16 protein-coding genes and 1 pseudogene are annotated in these 19,966 nt (G+C 69.7%); 11 read left to right on the top strand and 6 right to left on the bottom strand.

The genetic code is table 11. The features are described from left to right. Positions 1-5 precede the first annotated feature (5 nt). From cas6e to ACQEVB_RS40635, 3 genes are all read left to right on the top strand, one after another. Entirely contained in the window at positions 6-719 is a 714-nt protein-coding gene (gene cas6e / locus ACQEVB_RS40645; RefSeq protein WP_432985272.1) for a type I-E CRISPR-associated protein Cas6/Cse3/CasE, read from the top strand. 3 nt (positions 720-722) lie between these two features. Next, positions 723-1,214, top strand: coding sequence for a hypothetical protein (locus ACQEVB_RS40640; protein WP_432985269.1), 492 nt, complete (start codon positions 723-725; stop codon positions 1,212-1,214). A gap of 2,308 nt (positions 1,215-3,522) precedes the next feature. After that, positions 3,523-3,651, top strand: a complete 129-nt coding sequence (locus ACQEVB_RS40635; RefSeq protein WP_432985266.1) for a hypothetical protein — start codon at positions 3,523-3,525, stop codon at positions 3,649-3,651. Between the two features lie 28 nt (positions 3,652-3,679). Here the strand turns inward: ACQEVB_RS40635 and ACQEVB_RS40630 are convergent, their stop codons facing one another. Together ACQEVB_RS40630 and ACQEVB_RS40625 are read right to left on the bottom strand one after the other, a co-directional pair. Beyond that, positions 3,680-4,276, bottom strand: coding sequence for a hypothetical protein (locus ACQEVB_RS40630; protein ID WP_432985263.1), 597 nt, complete (start codon positions 4,274-4,276; stop codon positions 3,680-3,682). Between the two features lie 175 nt (positions 4,277-4,451). Beyond that, the gene (locus tag ACQEVB_RS40625; protein WP_432985260.1) at positions 4,452-4,634 is read right to left on the bottom strand and encodes a hypothetical protein; all 183 of its coding nucleotides are present in this window, start codon (positions 4,632-4,634) and stop codon (positions 4,452-4,454) included. 238 nt (positions 4,635-4,872) lie between these two features. Here ACQEVB_RS40625 and ACQEVB_RS40620 point away from each other — a divergent pair, with 238 nt between their 5' ends. After that, positions 4,873-5,922: a hypothetical protein gene (locus tag ACQEVB_RS40620; RefSeq protein ID WP_432985257.1), complete on the top strand. Its 1,050-nt coding sequence runs from the start codon at positions 4,873-4,875 to the stop codon at positions 5,920-5,922. 113 nt (positions 5,923-6,035) lie between these two features. Here ACQEVB_RS40620 and ACQEVB_RS40615 read toward each other — a convergent pair whose 3' ends face one another. Together ACQEVB_RS40615 and ACQEVB_RS40610 are read right to left on the bottom strand one after the other, a co-directional pair. Then, a complete protein-coding gene (locus ACQEVB_RS40615) occupies positions 6,036-6,446 on the bottom strand; it encodes a GntR family transcriptional regulator (RefSeq protein WP_432985254.1) in 411 nt (136 codons plus the stop codon). 319 nt (positions 6,447-6,765) lie between these two features. After that, the gene (locus ACQEVB_RS40610; RefSeq protein ID WP_432985251.1) at positions 6,766-10,914 is read right to left on the bottom strand and encodes an NACHT domain-containing protein; all 4,149 of its coding nucleotides are present in this window, start codon (positions 10,912-10,914) and stop codon (positions 6,766-6,768) included. 179 nt (positions 10,915-11,093) lie between these two features. Here ACQEVB_RS40610 and ACQEVB_RS40605 point away from each other — a divergent pair. Then, positions 11,094-11,512: pseudogene (locus ACQEVB_RS40605) on the top strand (IS701 family transposase); the annotation flags it as partial. 173 nt (positions 11,513-11,685) lie between these two features. On the opposite strand, the gene ACQEVB_RS40600 reads toward ACQEVB_RS40605, so the two are convergent. Next, complete coding sequence (locus tag ACQEVB_RS40600) at positions 11,686-12,495, bottom strand: DeoR/GlpR family DNA-binding transcription regulator (protein WP_432985248.1); 810 nt, start codon at positions 12,493-12,495, stop codon at positions 11,686-11,688. 205 nt (positions 12,496-12,700) lie between these two features. Here ACQEVB_RS40600 and ACQEVB_RS40595 point away from each other — a divergent pair, with 205 nt between their 5' ends. From ACQEVB_RS40595 to ACQEVB_RS40570, 6 genes are read left to right on the top strand one after another with little or no spacing between them, the layout of a single operon-like run. Next, complete coding sequence (locus ACQEVB_RS40595) at positions 12,701-13,993, top strand: ABC transporter substrate-binding protein (RefSeq protein ID WP_432985245.1); 1,293 nt, start codon at positions 12,701-12,703, stop codon at positions 13,991-13,993. A 10-nt stretch (positions 13,994-14,003) separates the two neighbouring features. Then, positions 14,004-14,957, top strand: coding sequence for a carbohydrate ABC transporter permease (locus ACQEVB_RS40590; protein ID WP_432985242.1), 954 nt, complete (start codon positions 14,004-14,006; stop codon positions 14,955-14,957). After that, positions 14,957-15,799, top strand: a complete 843-nt coding sequence (locus ACQEVB_RS40585) for a carbohydrate ABC transporter permease (RefSeq protein ID WP_432985239.1) — start codon at positions 14,957-14,959, stop codon at positions 15,797-15,799. The genes ACQEVB_RS40590 and ACQEVB_RS40585 overlap by 1 nt, the downstream gene beginning before the upstream one ends. Before the next feature lie 26 nt (positions 15,800-15,825). Then, positions 15,826-16,692, top strand: a complete 867-nt coding sequence (locus ACQEVB_RS40580; protein WP_432985236.1) for a ketose-bisphosphate aldolase — start codon at positions 15,826-15,828, stop codon at positions 16,690-16,692. Then, positions 16,689-17,891, top strand: coding sequence for an ADP-dependent glucokinase/phosphofructokinase (locus ACQEVB_RS40575; protein WP_432985233.1), 1,203 nt, complete (start codon positions 16,689-16,691; stop codon positions 17,889-17,891). Before ACQEVB_RS40580 ends, ACQEVB_RS40575 begins: the two co-directional genes overlap by 4 nt. Beyond that, positions 17,888-18,841, top strand: coding sequence for a class I mannose-6-phosphate isomerase (locus tag ACQEVB_RS40570; RefSeq protein WP_432985230.1), 954 nt, complete (start codon positions 17,888-17,890; stop codon positions 18,839-18,841). The genes ACQEVB_RS40575 and ACQEVB_RS40570 overlap by 4 nt, the downstream gene beginning before the upstream one ends. A 70-nt stretch (positions 18,842-18,911) precedes the next feature. Here ACQEVB_RS40570 and ACQEVB_RS40565 read toward each other — a convergent pair whose 3' ends face one another. Beyond that, positions 18,912-19,955: a LacI family DNA-binding transcriptional regulator gene (locus tag ACQEVB_RS40565; RefSeq protein ID WP_432985227.1), complete on the bottom strand. Its 1,044-nt coding sequence runs from the start codon at positions 19,953-19,955 to the stop codon at positions 18,912-18,914. Positions 19,956-19,966 lie beyond the last annotated feature (11 nt).

Here is a 19,966-nt window from a genome sequence, read left to right as displayed (position 1 = left end):
CACAAATGCCCTACCTGTCCCGCATCTGGCTCAACCCGCTGCGCTCACGCGCCCAGCTGTTCCTGGCCAACCCGCACGCGCTGCACGCCGCCGTGCTCGGTGGACTCTCCCGACAACCCGTCACCGAACGGGTGCTGTGGCGGCTGAACACCGACTTCCGGCACCGGGCCGAGGTTCTCGTGCTCACCGAGTCGATGCCGTCGTGGGAACACCTCGTCGAGCAGGCCGGCTGGGCCAGCGCCGACGAACCTCAAGAGATCGTCCGCGACTACCAGCCCCTTCTCGACAAGGTCCAGCGCGGCCGGGAGTTCCGGCTGCGGGTGCGCGCCAATCCGGTCAGCAGCACCCGCCGGCCGGACAAGCCGTCACCAGCGCAGCAGAAGCAGCTCGCGAAGGAACGGCGCCGGGGGGTGCGGGTGGCGCACCGGACCGCAGGCCACCAGCTCCGGTGGTTCACCGACCACCTCGAGGGCTGGGGATTCGAGACCGTCCTGTCACCAGAGTCCGGGCCACGCGTCGCGCTGTCGGCTCGTGACCGGCTGGTCTTCACCAAGAACGGCGGGCACCGCGTCGTGCTCAACACCGCCACCTTCGACGCCGTCGTCCGCGTGACCGACCCGGCCATCGCCCGGGAACGGCTGCTGGGAGGGGTCGGGCCGGCCAAGGGCTACGGCTGCGGGCTGATCACCCTCGCACCCGTCACGGCCAGCGGCGCCTGAGCCGTGTGGTGGGTCTCATGGCCCCCGGACCTGCACCGCGTCGAGGACCGCGTCTCCACGATCTACGTCGAGAAATGCCACATCGACCGAGACGACAACGCCGTCGTGCTGGTCAATCGGGAACGCAGCGTTCGCGTGCCGGCCGCGATGGTCGCAACGATGCTCGTCGGGCCAGGCGCGCGCGTCACCAGCGGCGCGGTCCGGCTGCTCGCTGACTCCGGCACCGCGGTGTGCTGGGTCGGCGAGCGCGGCGTCCGCATGTACGCGTCCGGTCTCGGACCCAGCCACGGCGCAGGCATGTTCATTCGTCAGGCAACCAAGGAACGACTCGGTGTGGCACGCCAGATGTACGCCATGAGCTTCCCCGCCGACGACGTCTCCACCGCCATCATGCAGCAGCTCCGACGACGCGAAGGGGCCCGCATCAAGCAGCTCTACCGGGCCGAGTCGGCGCGGACCGGCGTGGTTTGCGGTCGCGCTCTACCGACCCGGTGAACCGTTCGCCGCCGGCGATGACGTCAACCGGCTCCTCTCCGCGGGACACAGCTGCCTCTACGGCGTCTGCAACGCCGCGATCGTCGGGATCGGAGCCAGCCCCGCCTCTGTGGCTGGTCGTCCCCGCGCCCGCGGGGGTCACCCCTGGTGCAAACACATCGTGGCCACGGGCGATGTGTCGTCCCCGCGCATGCGGGGTGATCCCGCCACGCCCAGCGGAAGGCCTGCGGGGCGGCGGTCGTCCCCGCGTACGCGGGGTCATCCGGGCTATATCGCGACGGTGACTGTCGAGGCGGTGTCGTCCCCGCGCACGCGGGGATCATCCTCTGTTCGACGGGCCGGACACCGTCACCGTGAGGTCGTCCCCGCGCACGGGGGGTCATCCCCTCTCCTTCATCGGGTCCCCTCCTGATCGACAGTCGACCCCGCGCACGCGTGGGTCCATCCCCTGAGCAGGCGGGCGCGATGTACGCGCGGTTCTCGTCTCCGCGCACGCGGGGGTCATCCGCTGACGTGGACGTGGTCGAAGTGGCCGCCGACGTCGTCCACGCGTACGCGGGGTCATCCGACATGCCTGCGACCAAGGCGATGGTGTTGTCCGTCATCCCCGCGCACGCGTGGGTCATCCGAACATCGAGTTCAGGTAGAGAACCCGGTAGCGGTCGTCCTCGCGCGCGCGGGGTCATCCCCGTTCCTTAACGTGCTCGTGCTCGGCGGAGCCTCGTCCCCGCGTCCGCGGGGGTCAACCGCTCACGCACGTCGGGTGGAGCGTGCCACCCGAGTCGTCCCCGGCCCGCGGGGGTTACCCGCTGATCTGGTCGGAGTAGCCGTAGGCGAGCTGGTCGCCCCCGGCGCCGCGGGGTCACCCGGTGTTCCGCCCGGACGTCCTGATCAAGGCCACGTCGTCCCCGCGCACCCGGGGGTCATCCGTCGAACACGCCCGTGTTCGCCAGGTACGTGGGCGTCGTCCCCGCGCACGCGGGGGTCATCCGGTAACGGGGTCGTCTTCGGCCGCGTCCGAACCGTCGTCCCCGCGCACGCTGGGGTCATCCGTCGTTCGCCGCGGCGTTCGACTCGACCGCGCCGTCGTCCCCGCACACGGGGGGTCATCCGCCCAGGAAGGTGAGGAGGGTGGCGATGGAGCGGTCGTCCTCGCGCACGCGGGGGTCATCCCGACGGGTTGGATTCAAGGAGGGCGCCCACCAGTCGTCCCCGCGCCCGCGGGGGTCACCCGCGGTTCTTCGGCCACGCCGCGGTGTTCAACACGTCGTCCCCGCGCCCGCGGGGGTCACCCGCTGCCCCCGGGCGGCTGGGTCCGCGACGGGGTCGTCCCCCGCCCGCGGGGGTCACTCGCCGTAGATGCCGAGCGGTCCCGGTGGGTGGATGTTGTCCCCGCCCGGCGGCGGTGACCCGTGGATGCGGCACAGCCCAGACGAGCTAGCCCGGTCGTCCCCGCGCCCGCTGGGGTCACCCGTCGGCCTCGATGAGCCCCAGTGCCGAACGATGTCGTCCCCGCGCCCGCGGGGGTCACCCCGGGATCGACTGCTCATCGCTGCACCTGCTGGAGTCGTCCCCGCGCGCGGGGGTCACCCGTCGCTGGCGATCCAGCCGATGCCCATGCCGGTGTCGTCCCCGCGCCCGCGGGGGTCACACGAACTCCCACGGCCTCGACTCGCTGACGCACAAGTCGTCCCTGCGCCCGCGGGGGTCATCCGTTCATGAAGTCGGTCATCATGGGCCACACCCAGTCGTCCCCGCGCCTGCGGGGGTCACCCGTAGCTGTAGAGGTCGGGCAGGTTGCGGATCGGGTCGTCCCCGCGCCCGCGGGGGGTCATCCCTGATCTCCTGAGAACTGACCTCAGTTTGTCCTGGTCGTCCCCCACCCGCGGGGAACGCCGGCTGTCAGATGTGCCGGCGAGCGGATCAACGTGGTCGTCCCCGCGCACTCGGGGGTCATCCCCGCGGGTCAGGCCGGGTGTCGCAGGCTCCTTCGTCGTCCCCGCGCACGCGGGGGGTCATCCGAGAGTGGGGTCGTCGCCATGGCGGAGGCGGTGTCCTCCCAGCGCACGCGGAGGTCATCCGTGCCCGATGTGGTTGCCGCTGAAGTCAGTGGTGTCATCCCCACGCACGCGGCGCTCATCCGCTGGGCCGGCGTATACGGCCGCCGTTGCAGTCGTCCCCGCACACGCGGGGGTCATCCGTCCTCAGCGGTCAATGACAGAGCGCCCTCTGTGACGTCCGCGCGAACGGGGCTATCCGACGGCCCGACGTCGTCGCAGCCTGGACGGAAGCAGAGAAAGACGGCGACGTGACCACGCTGCGTGCGCTGGTCCGCTACGCGTTCCCCAACTTGACCCTGGCCCGCCCGGCACACCGCGGCGACGCCGGCACTGGGCGGTTCCTGTGGAACGGTCCGGCGGCGGCGAGGACCGCGTAGACGCCGCACCGCCCGACAGTCCACCCGGTCACGAGTCGCCGTTGAGGCCGGCCGTGAGTCGGACCAGCTCGGCGAACTCGGGAGACTCGACGCCGTGCTCGGCGGCGGCAGAGCGGATACCGGCGACGGCCGGTGCGAGGCACGCCTCATGCGGCGACGGCAGGCCTTCGAACTTCGCACCGACGGCCGTCACGTCGACGTTCTGGAAGGCGCAGTTCGTGTGCGCCCAGGCCTCGGAGCCGTTGATGGCGCCGGAGACGGCGGGATCGGAGAAGTCGGGCATCTTCCCGGTCGTGCGCATGCTGTCGACGAGCTGCGCCATCTTGTCGAGGGCGGGCGCCAGATCTGCGGGGGCACCGGTCTTGGCCTGCTCGACCAACGGTCCGATCTTCGCGGCGAAGGTGGTGACGGCGGCGGGCGCGGGCTCCCGGCCCGGGCCCCGAGTCAGGGGTGGGGACGAGGTCGATCGCGCGCAGCTGAGCGCAGGCGCGGGCGGGCTCGGTGCGGTGGCCGGAGCGGCGGGGGCGGCGGGGGCGGCGGGACCACCGCACCCGGCGAGCGCACCGACCGCGAGCGGGACGAGCAGCGCCGCCACGGCGACGCGGGAGCGGGCGAGCGTGGTCATCGATCCTCCCTCCTTGGACGGACGTTCGTCCGCATCGTCGCCGCGTCGCAGGTGCGCGGCGCGGGTAGTGGACCACTCGAATTCCGTTGGCAGCGCACGCATCTGTGCGACCGGTGCCTCAGCCGCTCGCCGGCGGCCAGGGCACGTTGTGCCAACCGTCGATCCCGAGCCCCCGTCAGGCGACCGTGATCTCGGCCAGCATCCCCTGCTGGAACGCGGATGGCACGGTCTCACCGTCGGCGACCGCGTGGATGGCCCACACGATCCGCTCCGCGGAGTCGCCCTTGAGGACGTTCCCGGACGCGCCCGCGGCGAGCGCGGCCCGGACGGACTCGTCGTCGTCGAGCATCGTGAGCATCAGGACACCGACTGACGGATGACGCATCCCGCAATACCGTGGACTTGCTAGTCTCCCGCTTGAGCGTATCTTCATCGGCAACCCGTAAGCCAGACCGCGAGGATTGATCCCAGTCGCCATCAAACGAGCCGAATTCTCCGAGCGGACACGCCGGACGCTGGCAGAACGTGCCGGGTATCGCTGCTCGGCTCCAAGTTGCAGTCGCGTCACAATCGGGCCGGGGGTCGGTCTCAACGACGTGGCTAATGTCGGAACTGCTGCGCACATCTTTGCAGCCGCGGACGGCGGTCCGCGCGGCACCGGCGGACTTACACCTGAGCAACGGAGTGATTTGAGTAATGGGATTTGGCTGTGCGCTCACCACGGCCGGCTTGTCGACACTAATGAGGGCGGCGCGTATCCCGCTGCCCTACTTCAAGGGTGGCGAGGCCTGCATGACGCCCGCACTCGTTTGGCACTAGGCGGCCGTCACGAAACGCTCGGCTGGATCGAGCGGCTGAAGGTCGCCAACGCCCCCGCAATTGGCGATCACGAGCTAGTTCTATCGTCTCATAATCTGATCGTCGGACGAAATGGTGTCGGCAAGACGCTTCTCCTGCAGATTCTGTCGAGTGCCGCTGATCCCGACAGACTCGCCCGCCTAACGCAAGGGGGACGGGCAATCATCGTTGATCTAGTCTGGCATGACCCGCAGCGCCGCACGCTGACGATTCGCGCCAATGGCAGGCGCACAAGATTCGTGCTCGATGGCGTCGAGTCCCCGTTCGTACCACGTCCTTATCGAGTGCTTTTTTACCGCGAATGGCGAGGATTCTCTGCCGAGAGCGCCGCGAATGCGTACGGCCTTGGAAAGGTAGAGTTCGTCAATGCTGTCGCTCAATCACGTGAGCTGACTAGCGGCTGCATCGCAGACGCGGATGTAGACGCCGACGGCGCCCTAGTCGTTAGGTTGGTTCAACCAGGTCAGCCGGACAGATGGGTTAAGCCGGGTTCGCCGAACCTGAGCGGCAATGAACTACTGAGCATCAATCTTGATATCTGCCTAACAATCTCGCAAGTTAAGGCGCGGGAGAGTGCGGCAATTCTCATTCTAGACGCCATTACTGGACGCTTAACCCCCAATACTCAGCAAGAAGTGTACGATCGGCTCACCTCCCGAAATTGGAAGTTCCAGGTGATTACCACGTCGACCGACAGCGACCGCATAGACATCGGCGCCGACTGGTTGATTACGCATCTCCGTCGCCGGCGTGGTGTCGGCGCGTTTTCTATCGACCAAGAACGCTGACGTGGGGTGCGCTAGTGCGGCGCGCCCATGGTGAACGCGAGCAGCCGGGCCTTACGGAGGCGGTCTGCGGACGTCCATGACCCTATTGCGCGGTAGCGCCATCTGCACCAGCCTCACCGAGTAGTCGCGCTGCCGGCCGAACGTGGGGCCACGCCCTCTCGGCGCCGGAGATCAAGTCCCAACTCATGCAGAAGGTCGAATGCTCGCTTCACCGTCGACGACGACAAGCCGTACTCGACAGCCAGCGCCTTGCCTCCTGGAAGGTGATCGCCAGCGGCGTGCTCACCGTTCAGGATCTTCTCGCGAAGCTCGACGGCCAGACGCGGGGCTCCGTGGCCGGAGCAACGCTCGCTCAGCCTCGTCAGGGGGCGCCGCCGGGCGAGCCGGCGCCAGCGAAATGTGTCACGCGAGCAGACCCGCAGGTCAGCGCGTTCCAAATGTCCTGGGCAGATGCGTGGGCGCGGCAGGGTTCGAACCTGCGACCGCTCGGTTGTAATTCGGGGCGACGACAGCTCTCGACGCATCTTCCAGCAACGACAGTCGCAGGGCCCGTCTACGAAGGCTCAGGAAACACTCGCGACGACGTGGTCGTCGCACCACGATTGGTTCCACGCTTCCACCAAGGCCCCCGTCGATGCCATGAGAGTCGCCCCTCGACCGGACCTAATGATTCAAGACGGCCGACCTGGTGGCAACCACAGCAAGTACCAGCGCCGACAGCACACATCGCGGCAGCAGGAGGAGCCGCCAGTCAACTCGGCCACCCTCGTGCACACCAAGCTGATCACGCGACTGCCAGCGAACGGGCCCCGGCCGAGGCCGTCTGCCAGCTTCCGGGTCGTATTAGGGGTCCCCTGCCCGTGACACCCACTCGACATCGTGCTCCGTCACCGGCCCCGGGCGGCACCTCTTCGCCAGGGAGTGGACCCTCGTGATCGAGTCGCCGTCGAGGACGTATGACGCGCTCGCGCTGATCCACCTGTACTCGTCACCGGGGTGCTGATGATCGGGTGGCCGCAGTTCACACCCCAGGAGAACCGTCCAGAAGACCGTCACGCCATCAGCTTGGAGGGGGGACGCGAGGTCGCGCCGCATCACGAGCAGTCCTCGCCCGCCCAGCACGACGGAGGGATCATGGACGGCGAGACCATCGGGGTCGCGCCACCGAAAATCGCATCCCTTCGACAGCCCCAGCGCGTCGATCAGCGGTCGGGTGGGGACGAAACCGCGGGTTTCGTCCCCGGCGGAGGCGTCACGATCGGTGCCGGTTCCGCCGTACCAGAGCGCGCACTGCTGCAGTTCGCAGGGTGGCGGGACTCGCCCGGTGGGCCACCACTCGACAGCTCCGTCGGCGGCCTTCCATCCGGGCCCGTCCGGATGGGCTCCGAGCAGCACGTTGTGTATCTCGGCGGTATCGGGCATCCAGCGCCCGTACCAGTCCTGGCCCTGCGCCCAGCTGGTCAGACCGTCGACCTTGGTCGTGGGCACCAGGTAGGCGCGCAGGTGCATCCAGGTGACGAGCCGCGGGCCTCTCTGTGCGACGACCTCAACCGGCAGCGGCTGCTCCCAGGTGTGGTTGCCAATGAGAGTGAGCCAGTCCGTCCCGTCGGCGTCGGTGATCGCGAGCAGGTCTAGAGGGTCCGGTACCCCGGTCATGTCGCTCGGGTACTCGTCGACGACCGTGTCCGGGAACTCGGCGGCGACTGGGGCGAACCACGGGTGCCGCCCTCGCTGGGGCTGCCGGGGCGGCTTCCGTACCAGGACGGTCGGGTCGATGTCGCGCCAGATGAGCTGTTCGGCGTGCTCGTAGACGCGGGGAGTGTCGTCTCTCCACCGCGTCCGGACGAGGTGGTGGTCTGTGAGGCGGCCCAGCACTTCGTAGAAGGCGATCCACTGGTACTTCTTGCCGACCCGCTCGACGACACCGTCGTGGCCACCGTGGCGAGCCCGGTCCAGATCTTTGAAGCGTTCGGGGGTCCAGCCCAGGTCGAGCACGCGCTCGAACACAGCTCGCTCGACGTCGCGGGCCAGCTTCTGCTCGTCGTCCACCGCGATGTGCTCGAGGGCCGGCTTCAGGATGTAGCGACCGAAGTCGCCCCCAATGCCCGTGAGCGAGTGCCAGATCGTGCTGTACGCGTAATCTGGCGCCCCGGCGAGCGCGTTGATCTCCTCCGCTGGGCGCACCGGCATCGGCCAGGCGCCCGGCGCCGGTGCGGGGAGCGACCCCGCCCACCCGTGCGCGCGTGCGGTCTCGACCACGCGATGGGCGTAGTCCCGGGTCAGTAGGTGGTCCGGCCAGCAATCGGCGAGGAGGGCACTTACCCCGTCGGCGAGGCTGCGGATGGTCTCCTCGTCGTCGGTCCGGAGTGCGGCTCCACATGCTGCGCCCGCCAGCCGCTCGGTGACGTAGGGGTCGTTGATCCCGGCGAAGCGGGCGAGTCCGGTGGCGAAGCCGACCGGCGCGCGTTCGGCGATGCTGGTGAGAGCCTTCGTGGCGCGGTCCCTGAACCGGCGGTCGGTCGTGGTCAGCAGCCAGCCGAGGCAGGTCGTGGCTAGCGAGGCGACGTCGTCGGGGAGTGGGCGGCAGCTGTCGAGGTCCTCAGGCCAGGCCCAGTCGAGTAGGCGCCGCACCGGCGACTCGTGATCATCGTCGATGGACCCGATCAACCACTGGGACCATGTCGCGTCACGATCGGCAAGATCCAGGGACCGGAGGTGCTCGTGCAACCAGCCGGCGTTGAGCGGGTGCCCGGGGATGCAGGCGATCCGCAGGAGACGGCCCCAGACCTCCCAGGCGTCGCCCCGGCCCTTACCACTGTCGAGGAGACGCTGCACCGCAGTAACCGCTGGCGGGGTGATGCTGTCCGGACCGCGCAGGAGCAGGCTCTCCAGGAACGCGTCGGCGACGCCGCGCGAGACCTTCCCGTCGTCGTCCACCACGAGCTCGAATAGCTCCACGCCGTGCTGCTCGGGCATGACGACGGCAAGCGCCCCCAACAGCCCCCGTTCCTGCCAGCGGCGGTCGCCGAGCTCGTCGAACCATGCCCGTACCGCTTCGGTTCCGTCCTCCGCCAGTCGGGTGGCGCGAACAAGGTCCCCCAGGCGCTGATACCCGAACGCGATCCGGTCCGTGCCCACCTCGATGAGCACGCCCTCGGCAATCAGCCCACGCAGCAGCGATCGGGACCACCCACGATCGCCGGGCAGGACCGACTCGGTCAGCCGTCGCACGTCGGCTCGGTCATACGTGCTCCCGCCGAGCGAAGCGAGTTCGCGCACGACCGCAGCGACGGCATCAGACGTCTCGTCGTAGTCGCAGCGGGATGGCTCAGCGAGGCGGCGGTTCACGGCGTCGAGAAAGGCCTCGCAAACCGTCGTGACCCCGGCCGAGCCGAATGGAAACCGGGTCGCCCCCAGGGTGCGGAGAGCCTCGCAGGTCAGCTTCAGGTACAGCGGGTTGCTGAACTCTGGGCCCAGGACGGGGAAGGATGCCGGTTCGAGTCCGTACTCCTCGGTGTACCGGCTGATCGCCCGGTCCGTCGCCTCCGCGAAGCCCGGGTGCTCGACCGTCGGTCGATCGTCGTCGCCGAGGACGGCGTCGACGAACTCGGTCCGGCAGGACACTGTCACCGCGACGTGCTCGTACCGGTCCATGATGGACAGCAACGTGCGCAGATCATCGCGCCAGCGTTCAGGCCGTTCGCTCTCGTTGAGGGCGTCGATCATCACAAGACCGAGGTGCCCGGACGCCTCCGCCGCGGCCGCGAAGGACGCGATCGCAGCCTCGGTCCCGCCGTTGAGCTGCGTGATCTCCGCGAACTGCGGGAGCAGGTTCCTCGCGTCGAAGTCCTGGCCGAGCACAAGGAGAGTCGGCCGGCCCTCGGAGATGCGTTGAGTAGCGACGTCGCAGAACAGGTGGGTCTTGCCGTTGCCGGCGCGGCCGGTGATCACCAGGCGTTTCGTGTCCGCGGCACGCAGCAGGGCACTACGGGCGAGCTCGCTCGCCTGCCACAGCGCGCTTCGCACCTTGGTGCAGGCACTGGCCAGTGACCCGGCGTCGCCCACGAAGTACCGGCCATCGGTCAGGCAGTGTTCATGGAGGAGATCGTCGACTTCCCCGAGCGCTGCGAGAGCGCCGGACAAGACCGTGTCGATCGCGGGGAGGTTATCGCTCGACTCCAGGGTGGCGATCATGGTCGCCAGGCAAGTGTCGGCCACGGCCAGAGCCTCGCTGCATCGCGCCAGCGCGGAGTCGAAGGCTGGTAGGTCGCGCGGAGATCGCCAGCACCACCGGCGTGCCTCCCGGAGCTCGGCAAGGGCAATGCGCCAGCGATCGAGGTACGGGTCCGCCCGGCCGACGGCGTGCAGCGCCTGCACCGTGTGGACCTCGACGTGAATCTTGGGGGTGTACCGGCGTCCCGCCTTCGCGACGGCCTCTCCCAGGCGTCGGCGCTGCCATCCTTCGGTGAGGACGTCAGCGTCGAACCAGTACCGTGCGCGGCCCTCGTTCGTCGCAAGCGTCAGAGCCGAGGTCAGCTCGTGCGCGCCGACAAAGTGGAACTCGACGTCCATGCCACGCTGCGTGGCGAGCGCCTTCCACTCGCTGACCTTGTCGTCCCAGCGGGTCTGGGCGGAGCCCCTGGTCTCGGTGTCGCCAGCCGACAGGTCGATCGGCAGCGTCACGAAGTACCGCTTGAGGTTGGGTTCGCTCTCAAGGACTCGCTTGACCGACGAGCTGATCTGCGCCGCTGCCGACGCGTCGAAAGTGAACAGGTACTTCGACTGCCATGCCCAGACATCACCGTTCGGAAGGACTCCCCGACCCTCCCGCCCGCCGTCCGGGTTCCCGAACCGCTGGAAGCGCGTGCCGGTCGGCCACTCGATCACGCCGTGCCGCAGAAGGATCGATGACAGTTCCTCGAAGGCGTTCGGCCTGCTCGCGGGCCGCCCGTAGGGACGAATCCGTTCGAAGTCGATGTCCGGGCCGGGCATGACGTGATCGTGCCACCCGAACCGCAGCTCAACACCTACGCTTGGCCGGTCGCGACGGCGAGCTGCTCCGTTTCATCGCCGATCCGTCGGCCATCGCATGGCTCGTCGATCAGCGCGAGTTGAGGCTCCGCCGTCGGTCGGGTGTGCGCAGCATGGCCGCGCCGACGGTGGGGGTGCAGCGCGGACTGTTGATCCGGCGCCACCCCGGTCACGGCAGCTGGCGTTCTACCGCTGCTACGCACCCGAGCCGGTCGGGCTGCCCGAACCAGTTCGGGTCGCCGGTGCGCGGTGGAGCGTCGAGGAGTCCTTTCAGGCCGCGAAGGGCCTGACCGGGCTGGACGAGCATCAGGTCCGGCGCTGGACCTCGTGGCGGCGTTGGACGTTGATCGCGATGCTCGCCCACGCCCTACTCGCGGTGCTGGCTGTAACCGAACGAGACCGCGACCCGACACCGGCCGGGCTGATCACGTTGACCTGCAACGAGATCGCCCGCCTGCTCAACCAGCTCGTCCTCGACCCCGCCCGCCGCCCCGCCATTGCCCTGACCTGGACAGACTGGCGACGACGCCACCAATACCGCGCCCGATCCGAGACATGATCACGATCTCCGGCTGGAGTACTAGGACAACCTCCGCTCAGGCAACGCCATATCCGACGAGGACGGATGCGGAAGTGTTATCAATCCAGCGCTTGCCCGGACGTGTGTGAACGGGCCTGGCCGTGTGTGAGGTCGGGCGGGCGGGTCCCGCCGGCCGCACCCTCGACCCGGGGTCACCCCGGCGTGATCACCTCCACCCCGCTCGCGGCGAGGGCGTCGCGGAGGTCGGGGGGTGGGGCGGTGTCGGTGACGAGGTAGTCGGCGCTGCCCAGCTCCGCCACCTGCGCGAAGAGGCGGCGGCCGAACTTGGACGAGTCGGCGAGGATCGCGACGCGCGCCGCGCGCGAGATCATCTCCTGCATCATCGCGGCTTCGCCGAGGTGGCTGGTGGTGTAGCCGCCGTCCGCGGACACCGCGCCGACGCCGATCAGCGCCAGGTCGCAGCTGATGTCCAGTTCGGCGCCGCCGGCGGCCCGGAAGCTGACGGGCCCGATGGTCGTGAGCGTCAGCGTGCGCACCGCACCGCCGAAGATGTAGACGTCTCGGATCGCCGTGGGCGGCAGCGCGCCAGGCACCAGCAGGTTGTTCGTCGCGACCGTGAGGTCGCGGTGCTGCCGCAGGCTGCGGGCCAGCGCGAGGGTGGTCGTCCCGCCGTTGACCATGATGGTCGAGCCGTCCTGGACCAGCGGCGCGGCCAGCTCCGCGATCTGCTCCTTCTCCTCCGCCAGGAGCAGGAGTCGTTGGTCGACGGCGCTGTCGGTGCGGTAGGCCGTCGACAGGCTGACGGCGCCGCCGTACGTGCGCACGAGCACACCGTCGGCGCTGAGCTGGTCGAGGTCGCGCCGCACGGTGTCGATCGAGACCCCGAACCGCTCGGCCAGCTCCCCCACCGTGACCTGGCCCGTCTCCGCGACGTAGGCGGCCAGCTGCGCCTTGCGGCCTGCCGGCAGCCGCCGCTGCCGTTCCTGACTGTCAGCGCTCACTGCTCCCCCTCCACGAGTGCGGCAGTATGCCACAACCACGCGAACAGAACCGCAGAGAGTTGCAGCGCCATCCGTCCAGTTGGCGCACTCCAGCGCCCGACTTTGCAGTTTTCTGCGGTTCTTCTCTTGTTTCCGCTGTTACAGCGCTGCTAGCGTGACGCCGCTGCAGCAGAGAACAGTGCCCTCTCCAATGAAGGAGCTCGCCATGCCCATCCGCGCATCCCGGTTGAAGCGATTGCTCGCGGCGGCGACCGTGGCCGCGTCGCTCGCGGTCACGGCGGCGTGCGGTTCGGGTGGCTCGAGCGCGGCAGCCCCGAGCAACGGCCCCGTGACGCTGGAGTTCGCCCAGTGGTGGGGCGCGGAGCTCCCGGCCGGGGAGTTCGACAAGATCGTCGCCGGCTTCACCGCGCAGCACCCGAACGTCACGGTCAAGCTGCTCAGCGCGCCCTACGCGTCGACGAAACAGCAGCTGGTCACCGGCGCGGCCTCGCAGACGCTGCCGGACGTCGTCGGACTCGACGGCGCGTGGGTCAACGACTTCGCCAAGCAGGGCGCGATCACCGACATGTCCGCACTGATGGCCGAGACCAACTACGACCCTGGCGAGCTCGCCAGCCAGGTCCAGGTCTCGGGCAAGACGTACATGATCCCCGTGGTCAACTTCGTCTACCCGCTGTTCGTCAACAAGGACCTGCTCGCGAAGGCCGGCGTCTCCGCGGTGCCCACGACGCGCAGCCAGTTCCTCGACGCCGCGAAGAAGATCAGCGCGACCGGCGGTGACGCCAAGGGCTGGGCGCTCCCGCTCGACACCGCCGTGCCGAACGGCGTGCAGAACGACGTCATGTCGTGGCTGTGGGCCTCCGGCGGCAGCATGCTGAAGGACGGCAAGCCGGACCTCGGCAGCCCCGGGGTCAAGAGCGCCGTCGAGTACGTGAAGAGCCTGAACGACGCGGGCGTCATCGCCCCCGGCTCGCTCACGATGAAGGAGCAGGACAAGGTCGAGAAGTTCACCAACGGCCAGGTCGGCATGATGATCGACTCGCTCGCGCACATCAACCTGATCAAGAAGAACAAGCCGGACCTGAACTTCGAGGTGGCGGCCGTGCCCGCCGACGACGCCTACACCGGCAAGCGCGGCATCCCGTACGCGTCGTGGGGCATCGGGATCTCCGACTCCACCGAGCACAAGGCCGAGGCGTTCGCGTTCGTGCAGTACCTGCTCAGCAAGGACGTCAACGCGAAGCTCGCGACGATCGCCAACGGCTTCCCCGGCAACAAGACCGCGCAGCCCGACTTCACCGGCAGCGACGCGCGGTTCAAGACGGCCTTCGACATCTACCAGCAGGGCTACCCGGCCAACGAGTTCGTCGGCCTGCCGAAGTCCGAGGACCTGATGCGCACCTTCGACGAGCAGCTCCAGCTCGTGCTCACCGGCAAGGCGGGCGTCGACGACGCGCTGGCGAAGTCGCAGCAGTCGTGGTCGTCGGTGATCGGGTGACCGGGACGACATGACGTCCGCGAACATCGATCCCGCGGCTGCCCCGACCACTGCGCTGCCGGCCGGAGCGATGGTCTCCGGCCGGCAGCGGCCGGGCGTCGGGCGGCGCCTGGTCCCCTACGGCTACCTGTCCCCCACGATCCTGCTGCTCACCGTGCTGATGGTGGTCCCCATCGTCATGGTGATCGGCTACTCGTTCCGCGACAACGTGATCGTCAAGAAGAACCCGGTGTTCGCCGGGCTCGTCAACTACGCGAAGGTGCTCAGCGACGCGGACTTCCTGGCGGCGCTGGGCAACACCGCGGTCTTCATCACCGTCAGCACCGTGGCCCACCTGGTGCTCGGTCTCGCCTTCGCGATGATGCTCAACACCAAGCTGCTGAGCGGGGTCACGAAGGCGGTCTTCCGCATCGTCTACATCCTGCCGTGGCTGTTCACGATCGCGGTGATCGCCGTGATCTGGCGGCTGCTGCTCGACCCGGCCGGCGTCGTCAACTACGTGCTGCAGACGATGGGCCTCCTGCGCGAGGGCGTGAGCTGGCTCGGCGACCCGGGCACGGCGCTGTGGGCGGTCACGTTCGCCAACATCTGGTCCGGCTACCCGTTCTTCATGATCAGCCTGCTGGCCGCCCTGCAGGGCATCTCGGCCGATCTCTACGAGGCGGCGGCCGTCGACGGCACGAACTGGTTCCAGCGGTTCGTCCACGTCACGTTGCCGCAGCTGCGGCCGGTGATCATCAGCATGGCCGTGCTCGACCTGATCTGGACGTCCCAGCAGTTCGCGCTGATCTGGATGATGACCGGCGGCGGCCCGCTGAACGCCACCGAGGTGCTCAGCACCTACACCTACAAGCAGGCGTTCAGCGAGTACGAGTTCGCGACCGCGTCCGCCGCCGCGGTGGTCGTCCTGCTCCTCACGACGGTCCTGGCCTTCTTCTACGTGCGCCAGCAGCGGGAGCAGTGATGGTCACGATCAGGACGAAGCGCGCCCTCGCGAAGACGGGCGTCCTCACCGGGCTGGTCCTCGGCGCGCTGTTCGCCGGCCTGCCGGTGCTGTGGATGCTCTCCACCTCGTTCAAGAGCAACGGGGAGGTGTTCCAGAACCCGCCGCAGCTGATCACCGACGCCTTCTCCCTCGACGCCTACCGCGAGATCCTCGGCAACGCCGCCCAGCTGCGGTTCTTCCTCAACAGCTACGTCGTCGCGTTCGCGGTGACGGTCCTGACGCTGCTGGTGGCGCTGCTCGCCGGCTACGCGTTCAGCCGCTTCCGCTTCCCGTTCCAGCGGACCATCAACGCGGTGATCGTCAGCGTCCAGGTGGTGCCGCCGATCACGCTGGTCATCCCGTACTTCGGGCTCGTCGTGGGGCTCGGGCTCTACAACACCTACCTCGGGCTGATCCTCACGCACATGGTGTTCACCCTCCCGTACGCGATCATCATGATCACCGCGTACCTGAACACCCTGCCCCGCGAGCTGGACGAGTCGGTGAAGATCGACGGCGGCACGAGCTGGACGGCGCTGTGGCGGGTGCTGGTGCCGATCTCGGTGCCCGGCCTGATCGCCGTCGGCGTCTACACGTTCATGATCTCGTGGAACGAGTACCTGTTCGCGCTCACGCTGACCCGCACCGACGACATGCGCACGGTGCCGATCGGCATCCAGCTGCTCATGGGCCAGCACTCGTACGAGTGGAACCAGATGATGGCCATGAGCATCCTCGGCTCCGTGCCGGTCCTCCTCCTCTTCCTCCTGTTCCAACGGCGATTCATCGGCGGACTCACCGCCGGCGCCGTGAAGGCCTGACCCGCTCCAGAAGGAGAACCACAGCAATGCTGACGACCGGCAAGGTCATCCTCGACGTCGCCAACGAGCACAGCTTCGCCGTGCCCGCCTTCAACATCAGCGACTGGGCGATGTTCCAGGGGATCGTGGAGATCAGCGAGGAGACGAACGCGCCGCTGCTCGTCGCGATCCACCCCGACGAGGTGCGCCACATCGGCCGCGACATGATCACCGGCATCATCGAGCGCGCGCACCGCTCGACCGTCCCGATCGCGATCCACTGGGACCACGGCGCCACCTACGAGCAGATCCTCGAGGCGATCCGGTTCGGCTTCACGTCCGTGATGATCGACGGCTCGCTGAAGCCGTTCGAGGAGAACGTGGCGATCTCCCGGAAGGTCGCCGAGACCGCGCACGTGCTCGGGCTGTCGGTGGAGGCCGAGCTCGGCACGATCGGCGCCAACGACAGCTACGCGGAGGCCGGCTCCGCCGAGATCATCTACACCGATCCCGACGACGCCGTCACGTTCGTCGAGGAGACCGGAGTGGACAGCCTGGCCGTCGCGATCGGCACGTTCCACGGCCTCTACCCGGCTCACCTCAAGCCGGAGCTCAAGCTCGACCTGCTCAAGGAGATCAAGAGCCGGGTGTCGATCCCGCTGGTGCTGCACGGCGGCTCCGGCAACCCGGACGACGAGATCCGCGAGGCCGCGAGGATCGGCATCAACAAGATCAACATCTCGACCGACATCAAGATCGCGTACCACGAGAAGATGCGCGAGGTGCTGGGCAACGACCCGAAGATGCGCGAACCCAACGCCATCCAGCCCGCGTGCATCGAGGCCATGAACGTGGTCGCCGCCCAGAAGATCGAGCTGTTCGGAGCCGCCGGGAAGGCCTCGCTCTACCGATGACCGACGCGTCGCGGGTGGTGCTGGGTCTCGGCGGCTGCGTCGACCACGAGCTGACGCTGACCGCGGACGTCCTGGAACGGCTCGTCAGCGAGTTCGGCATCCGGGCGGCGGAACTGGCATCGCCGCCGCCCGTGGCCGGCGAGCGGGACCTCGTCGTGTCGATCCTCGGGTACGTGGCGCGGGGCGGGGGCGGCGAGCACTTCGTCGCCTCCGCCGCCGCGCTGCAGACCTTCGCCGGCCGGTTCCCGCACCGGACGACGCTCGGCGGCACGTCGGTGCGGGCCGGGCTCGCGATGAGCCGGCTGGGCGTGCCGGCCACATTCCACCTGGTCAGCATCGACGACACGGTGCGCAGGCTGCTCCCGGCCGGCGGCGAGTACCTGTGCAGCGCCGACGCGGACTCCGCGCACCCGCACCTGATCGTCCAGTGGGAGCAGGGCCTGCGGGTCCGTGCCGGCGACGTCGACGTCAGCGCGCCGTTCCCCAACCGGCTGATCTACGTCAACGACCCGGCCAACGAGGCCATGCTGCTCGACGACGAGCTCGGCGCACGCCTGGAGGCGGCGGAGATCTTCCTGATCTCCGGGTTCAACGCCATGCGCGACCAGGAGGCGCTGGATGAGCGGCTCCGCGCGCTGCGCGCCCACATGCGCCGGCTGCCGCCCGGCGCGGTGACGTATTTCGAGGACGCCGCGTACCACGTGCCCGCGTTCAGCAGCCGCGTCCGGGCCGCGCTGCTCGACGCCATCGACGTCCACGGGATGAACGAGGACGAGCTGCAGGCCTACCTCGGCCACCCCGTCGACCTGCTGTCGGCGCCCGAGGTGGCGGCCGCGCTCACCGAGGTGCACGCGCTCGTCCCCGTGCCGGCACTGGTGCTGCACACGAAGTACTGGGCGCTGGTCCTCGCCGACCGCGCCGTCGAGTACGTCGACGCCCTCGACACCGGCACCGTGCTGGCCGCGGTCCGGTACGGCCACGGCGACGGATTCACCGACGAGGACGTCGAGCGGATGAGCCGGCGGCCGCGCCGGCCGGAGTCGGTCGCCTTCGCGGCGGAGCTGCACGAGCGAATGGGGGACGATGTCCGGTGCGTGCCCGGTTTCGCGCTCGACGTCGCGCACCCGACCACCGTCGGGCTCGGCGACACGTTCGTCGGCGGGTTCCTGGCAGCGCTCTCCCGGAAGGAGGCTCGATGACCGTCGAGGTGCTGCCGGCCAACCAGCCCGAGACGTTCTACCGCGGTGCCGGCCGGATCGCCGCGTTCCGCTCCGCGCCGGCCGCGCCGGACCGCCCCGAGGACTGGGTCGGTTCGACGACCACCCGGTTCGGCCTCGCCCCGAGCGGCCTGTCCACCCTGCCCGACGGCCGGGTGCTGGCCGATGCGATCAGCGCCGATCCGGCGTGGTGGCTGGGGCCGCAGCGCACCGACGCCGGCGTGCTGGTGAAGCTGCTCGACGCCGGGCAGCGGCTGCCCCTGCACGTCCATCCCGACCGCCGGTTCGCGCTGTCGCACCTGGCGTCGCCGTACGGGAAGGCGGAGGCGTGGGTGATCGTCTCCGCAGTGCCGGACGCCTACGTCCACCTCGGGTTCGCCCGCGACGTCTCGCCCGACGAGCTGGCCGGCTGGGTGGCCGCGCAGGACACGGGGCAGATGCTGGCGGCCACCAACAGGGTGCCGGTCGCGGCGGGCGACGCGATCTTCTGCCCGGCCGGCCTGCCGCACGCGATCGGCGAGGGCATCCTGCTGGTCGAGGTGCAGGAACCGACCGACTTCTCCGTGCTCCTGGAGTACGAGACCTTCGGGGTGGCCGACGGGCACCTCGGCCTCGGCTACGACCTGGCGCTGCAGTGCGTCGACCGGGCGGCGTGGACCCCCGAGCGCCTCGACGGCCTGCGCGGCACCCCGTCCCGGTTGCTGCCGGAGACGGCCGACGAGTTCTTCTCCGCTCGCAGGCTGGGCGGCGGAGACCGCGTGGAGCAGGGCTTCGGCGTGCTCGTGGTGGTGTCCGGCGCAGGCCGGCTGGCCGGCGAACAGGACGACCTGGCCGTGCGCCGGGGCGACACGCTCCTGGTGCCGCACGCGGCGGGCCCGCTGCGCCTGGACGGCCAGGTCGAGGCCATCCGCCTGGCCCCGTCGGGCGGCTGACGCACACGCTGATGTGCCCACGCACACGTCGCACCGTGTGCGTGGGCACTCGACGGTGTGCGTGAGCGCGTCAGCGTGTCGTGTACCGGGCGACCACCCTCCACTGTGGGGCCGCCGGCGCCGCCGGCTGGCCCAGCGCGATGCGGGCGCACTGTGCGCCCTGCTCGCGCAGGGACTGGGCCACGGTCGTCAGTCCGGCCGCCTCGGCGGCCTCGCTGTCGTCCCAGCCGCTGACGGCGACGGCGTCGGGCACGGCGCCGCCCGCGACCTGGAGGACCCCCAAAGCCAGCTCGTCGCTCATGGCGGCGATCGCGTCCGGCGGGTCGGTGCCGGCGAGCAGCTCGGCTGCGAACCCGGCGCCGGCCGCGGTGCTGTTGGCCGGGCACACCGCCAGACGCAGGTCGGTGAGCGGCCGGCCACCCGCCGTCCACGCGTCGCGGAAGCCCGCCCAGCGGCGCCGGGTCACGGGGAACCGCACCTCCCCCACCTGCGGGCCGGCCAGGAGCTGCCGCACCCGGGCCCGGTCCAGCGGGAAGCCGAGCACCACCGGGCGGCGCGCGCCGGCGAAGACCGTGCGCCCGATCGCCGCGGCCGCCGCGCGGTCGTCGATGCCGACCACGGGCAGGCCGCGGTGCGCGGGCCCGGCGTGGACGACGGCGGGGAGGCCGCGGTCGGCTACGGCGTCGAGCACCGGGTCGTCGTCGCTGGTGGTCCAGACGACGAAGCCGTCCACCACCGCGCTGGTCACGCGGTCGACGTCGCTGGCCGCCCCGGACGTCGGCACGAGGGTCAGGCCGACGCCCTCCGCCGCGCACACGTCGGCCACGCCGCCGAGGAAGCGCGCGGCCTGCGGGTCGTCGAACGCGTAGCCGAGGTGTTCGCCGAGCACGACGCCGAGCGTGCCGACCCGCCCTCGGCGCAGCGACCGGGCCGTCGGGTCGGGCCCGACGTAGCCCAGCTCCCGCGCCGCCGCCATGACCCGCTCCCTGATCTGCGGCGACACGCGTCCCGGCTGGGAGTAGGCGTAGGAGACCGTCATCGGCGAGACGCCGGCGGCGCGCGCGACCTGCCGCATGGTCGGGCGGCCTTCCAGCGGGCGGTCGGGGCCGGGCACTCGTACAGTGT

The sequence above is a fragment of the Pseudonocardia sp. CA-107938 genome (assembly GCF_050936315.1).
In the GTDB taxonomy this organism is placed as follows: domain Bacteria; phylum Actinomycetota; class Actinomycetes; order Mycobacteriales; family Pseudonocardiaceae; genus Pseudonocardia.
Note: the sequence above shows the minus strand (reverse complement) of the source record. Positions and strands in the feature narration are given on the sequence as shown.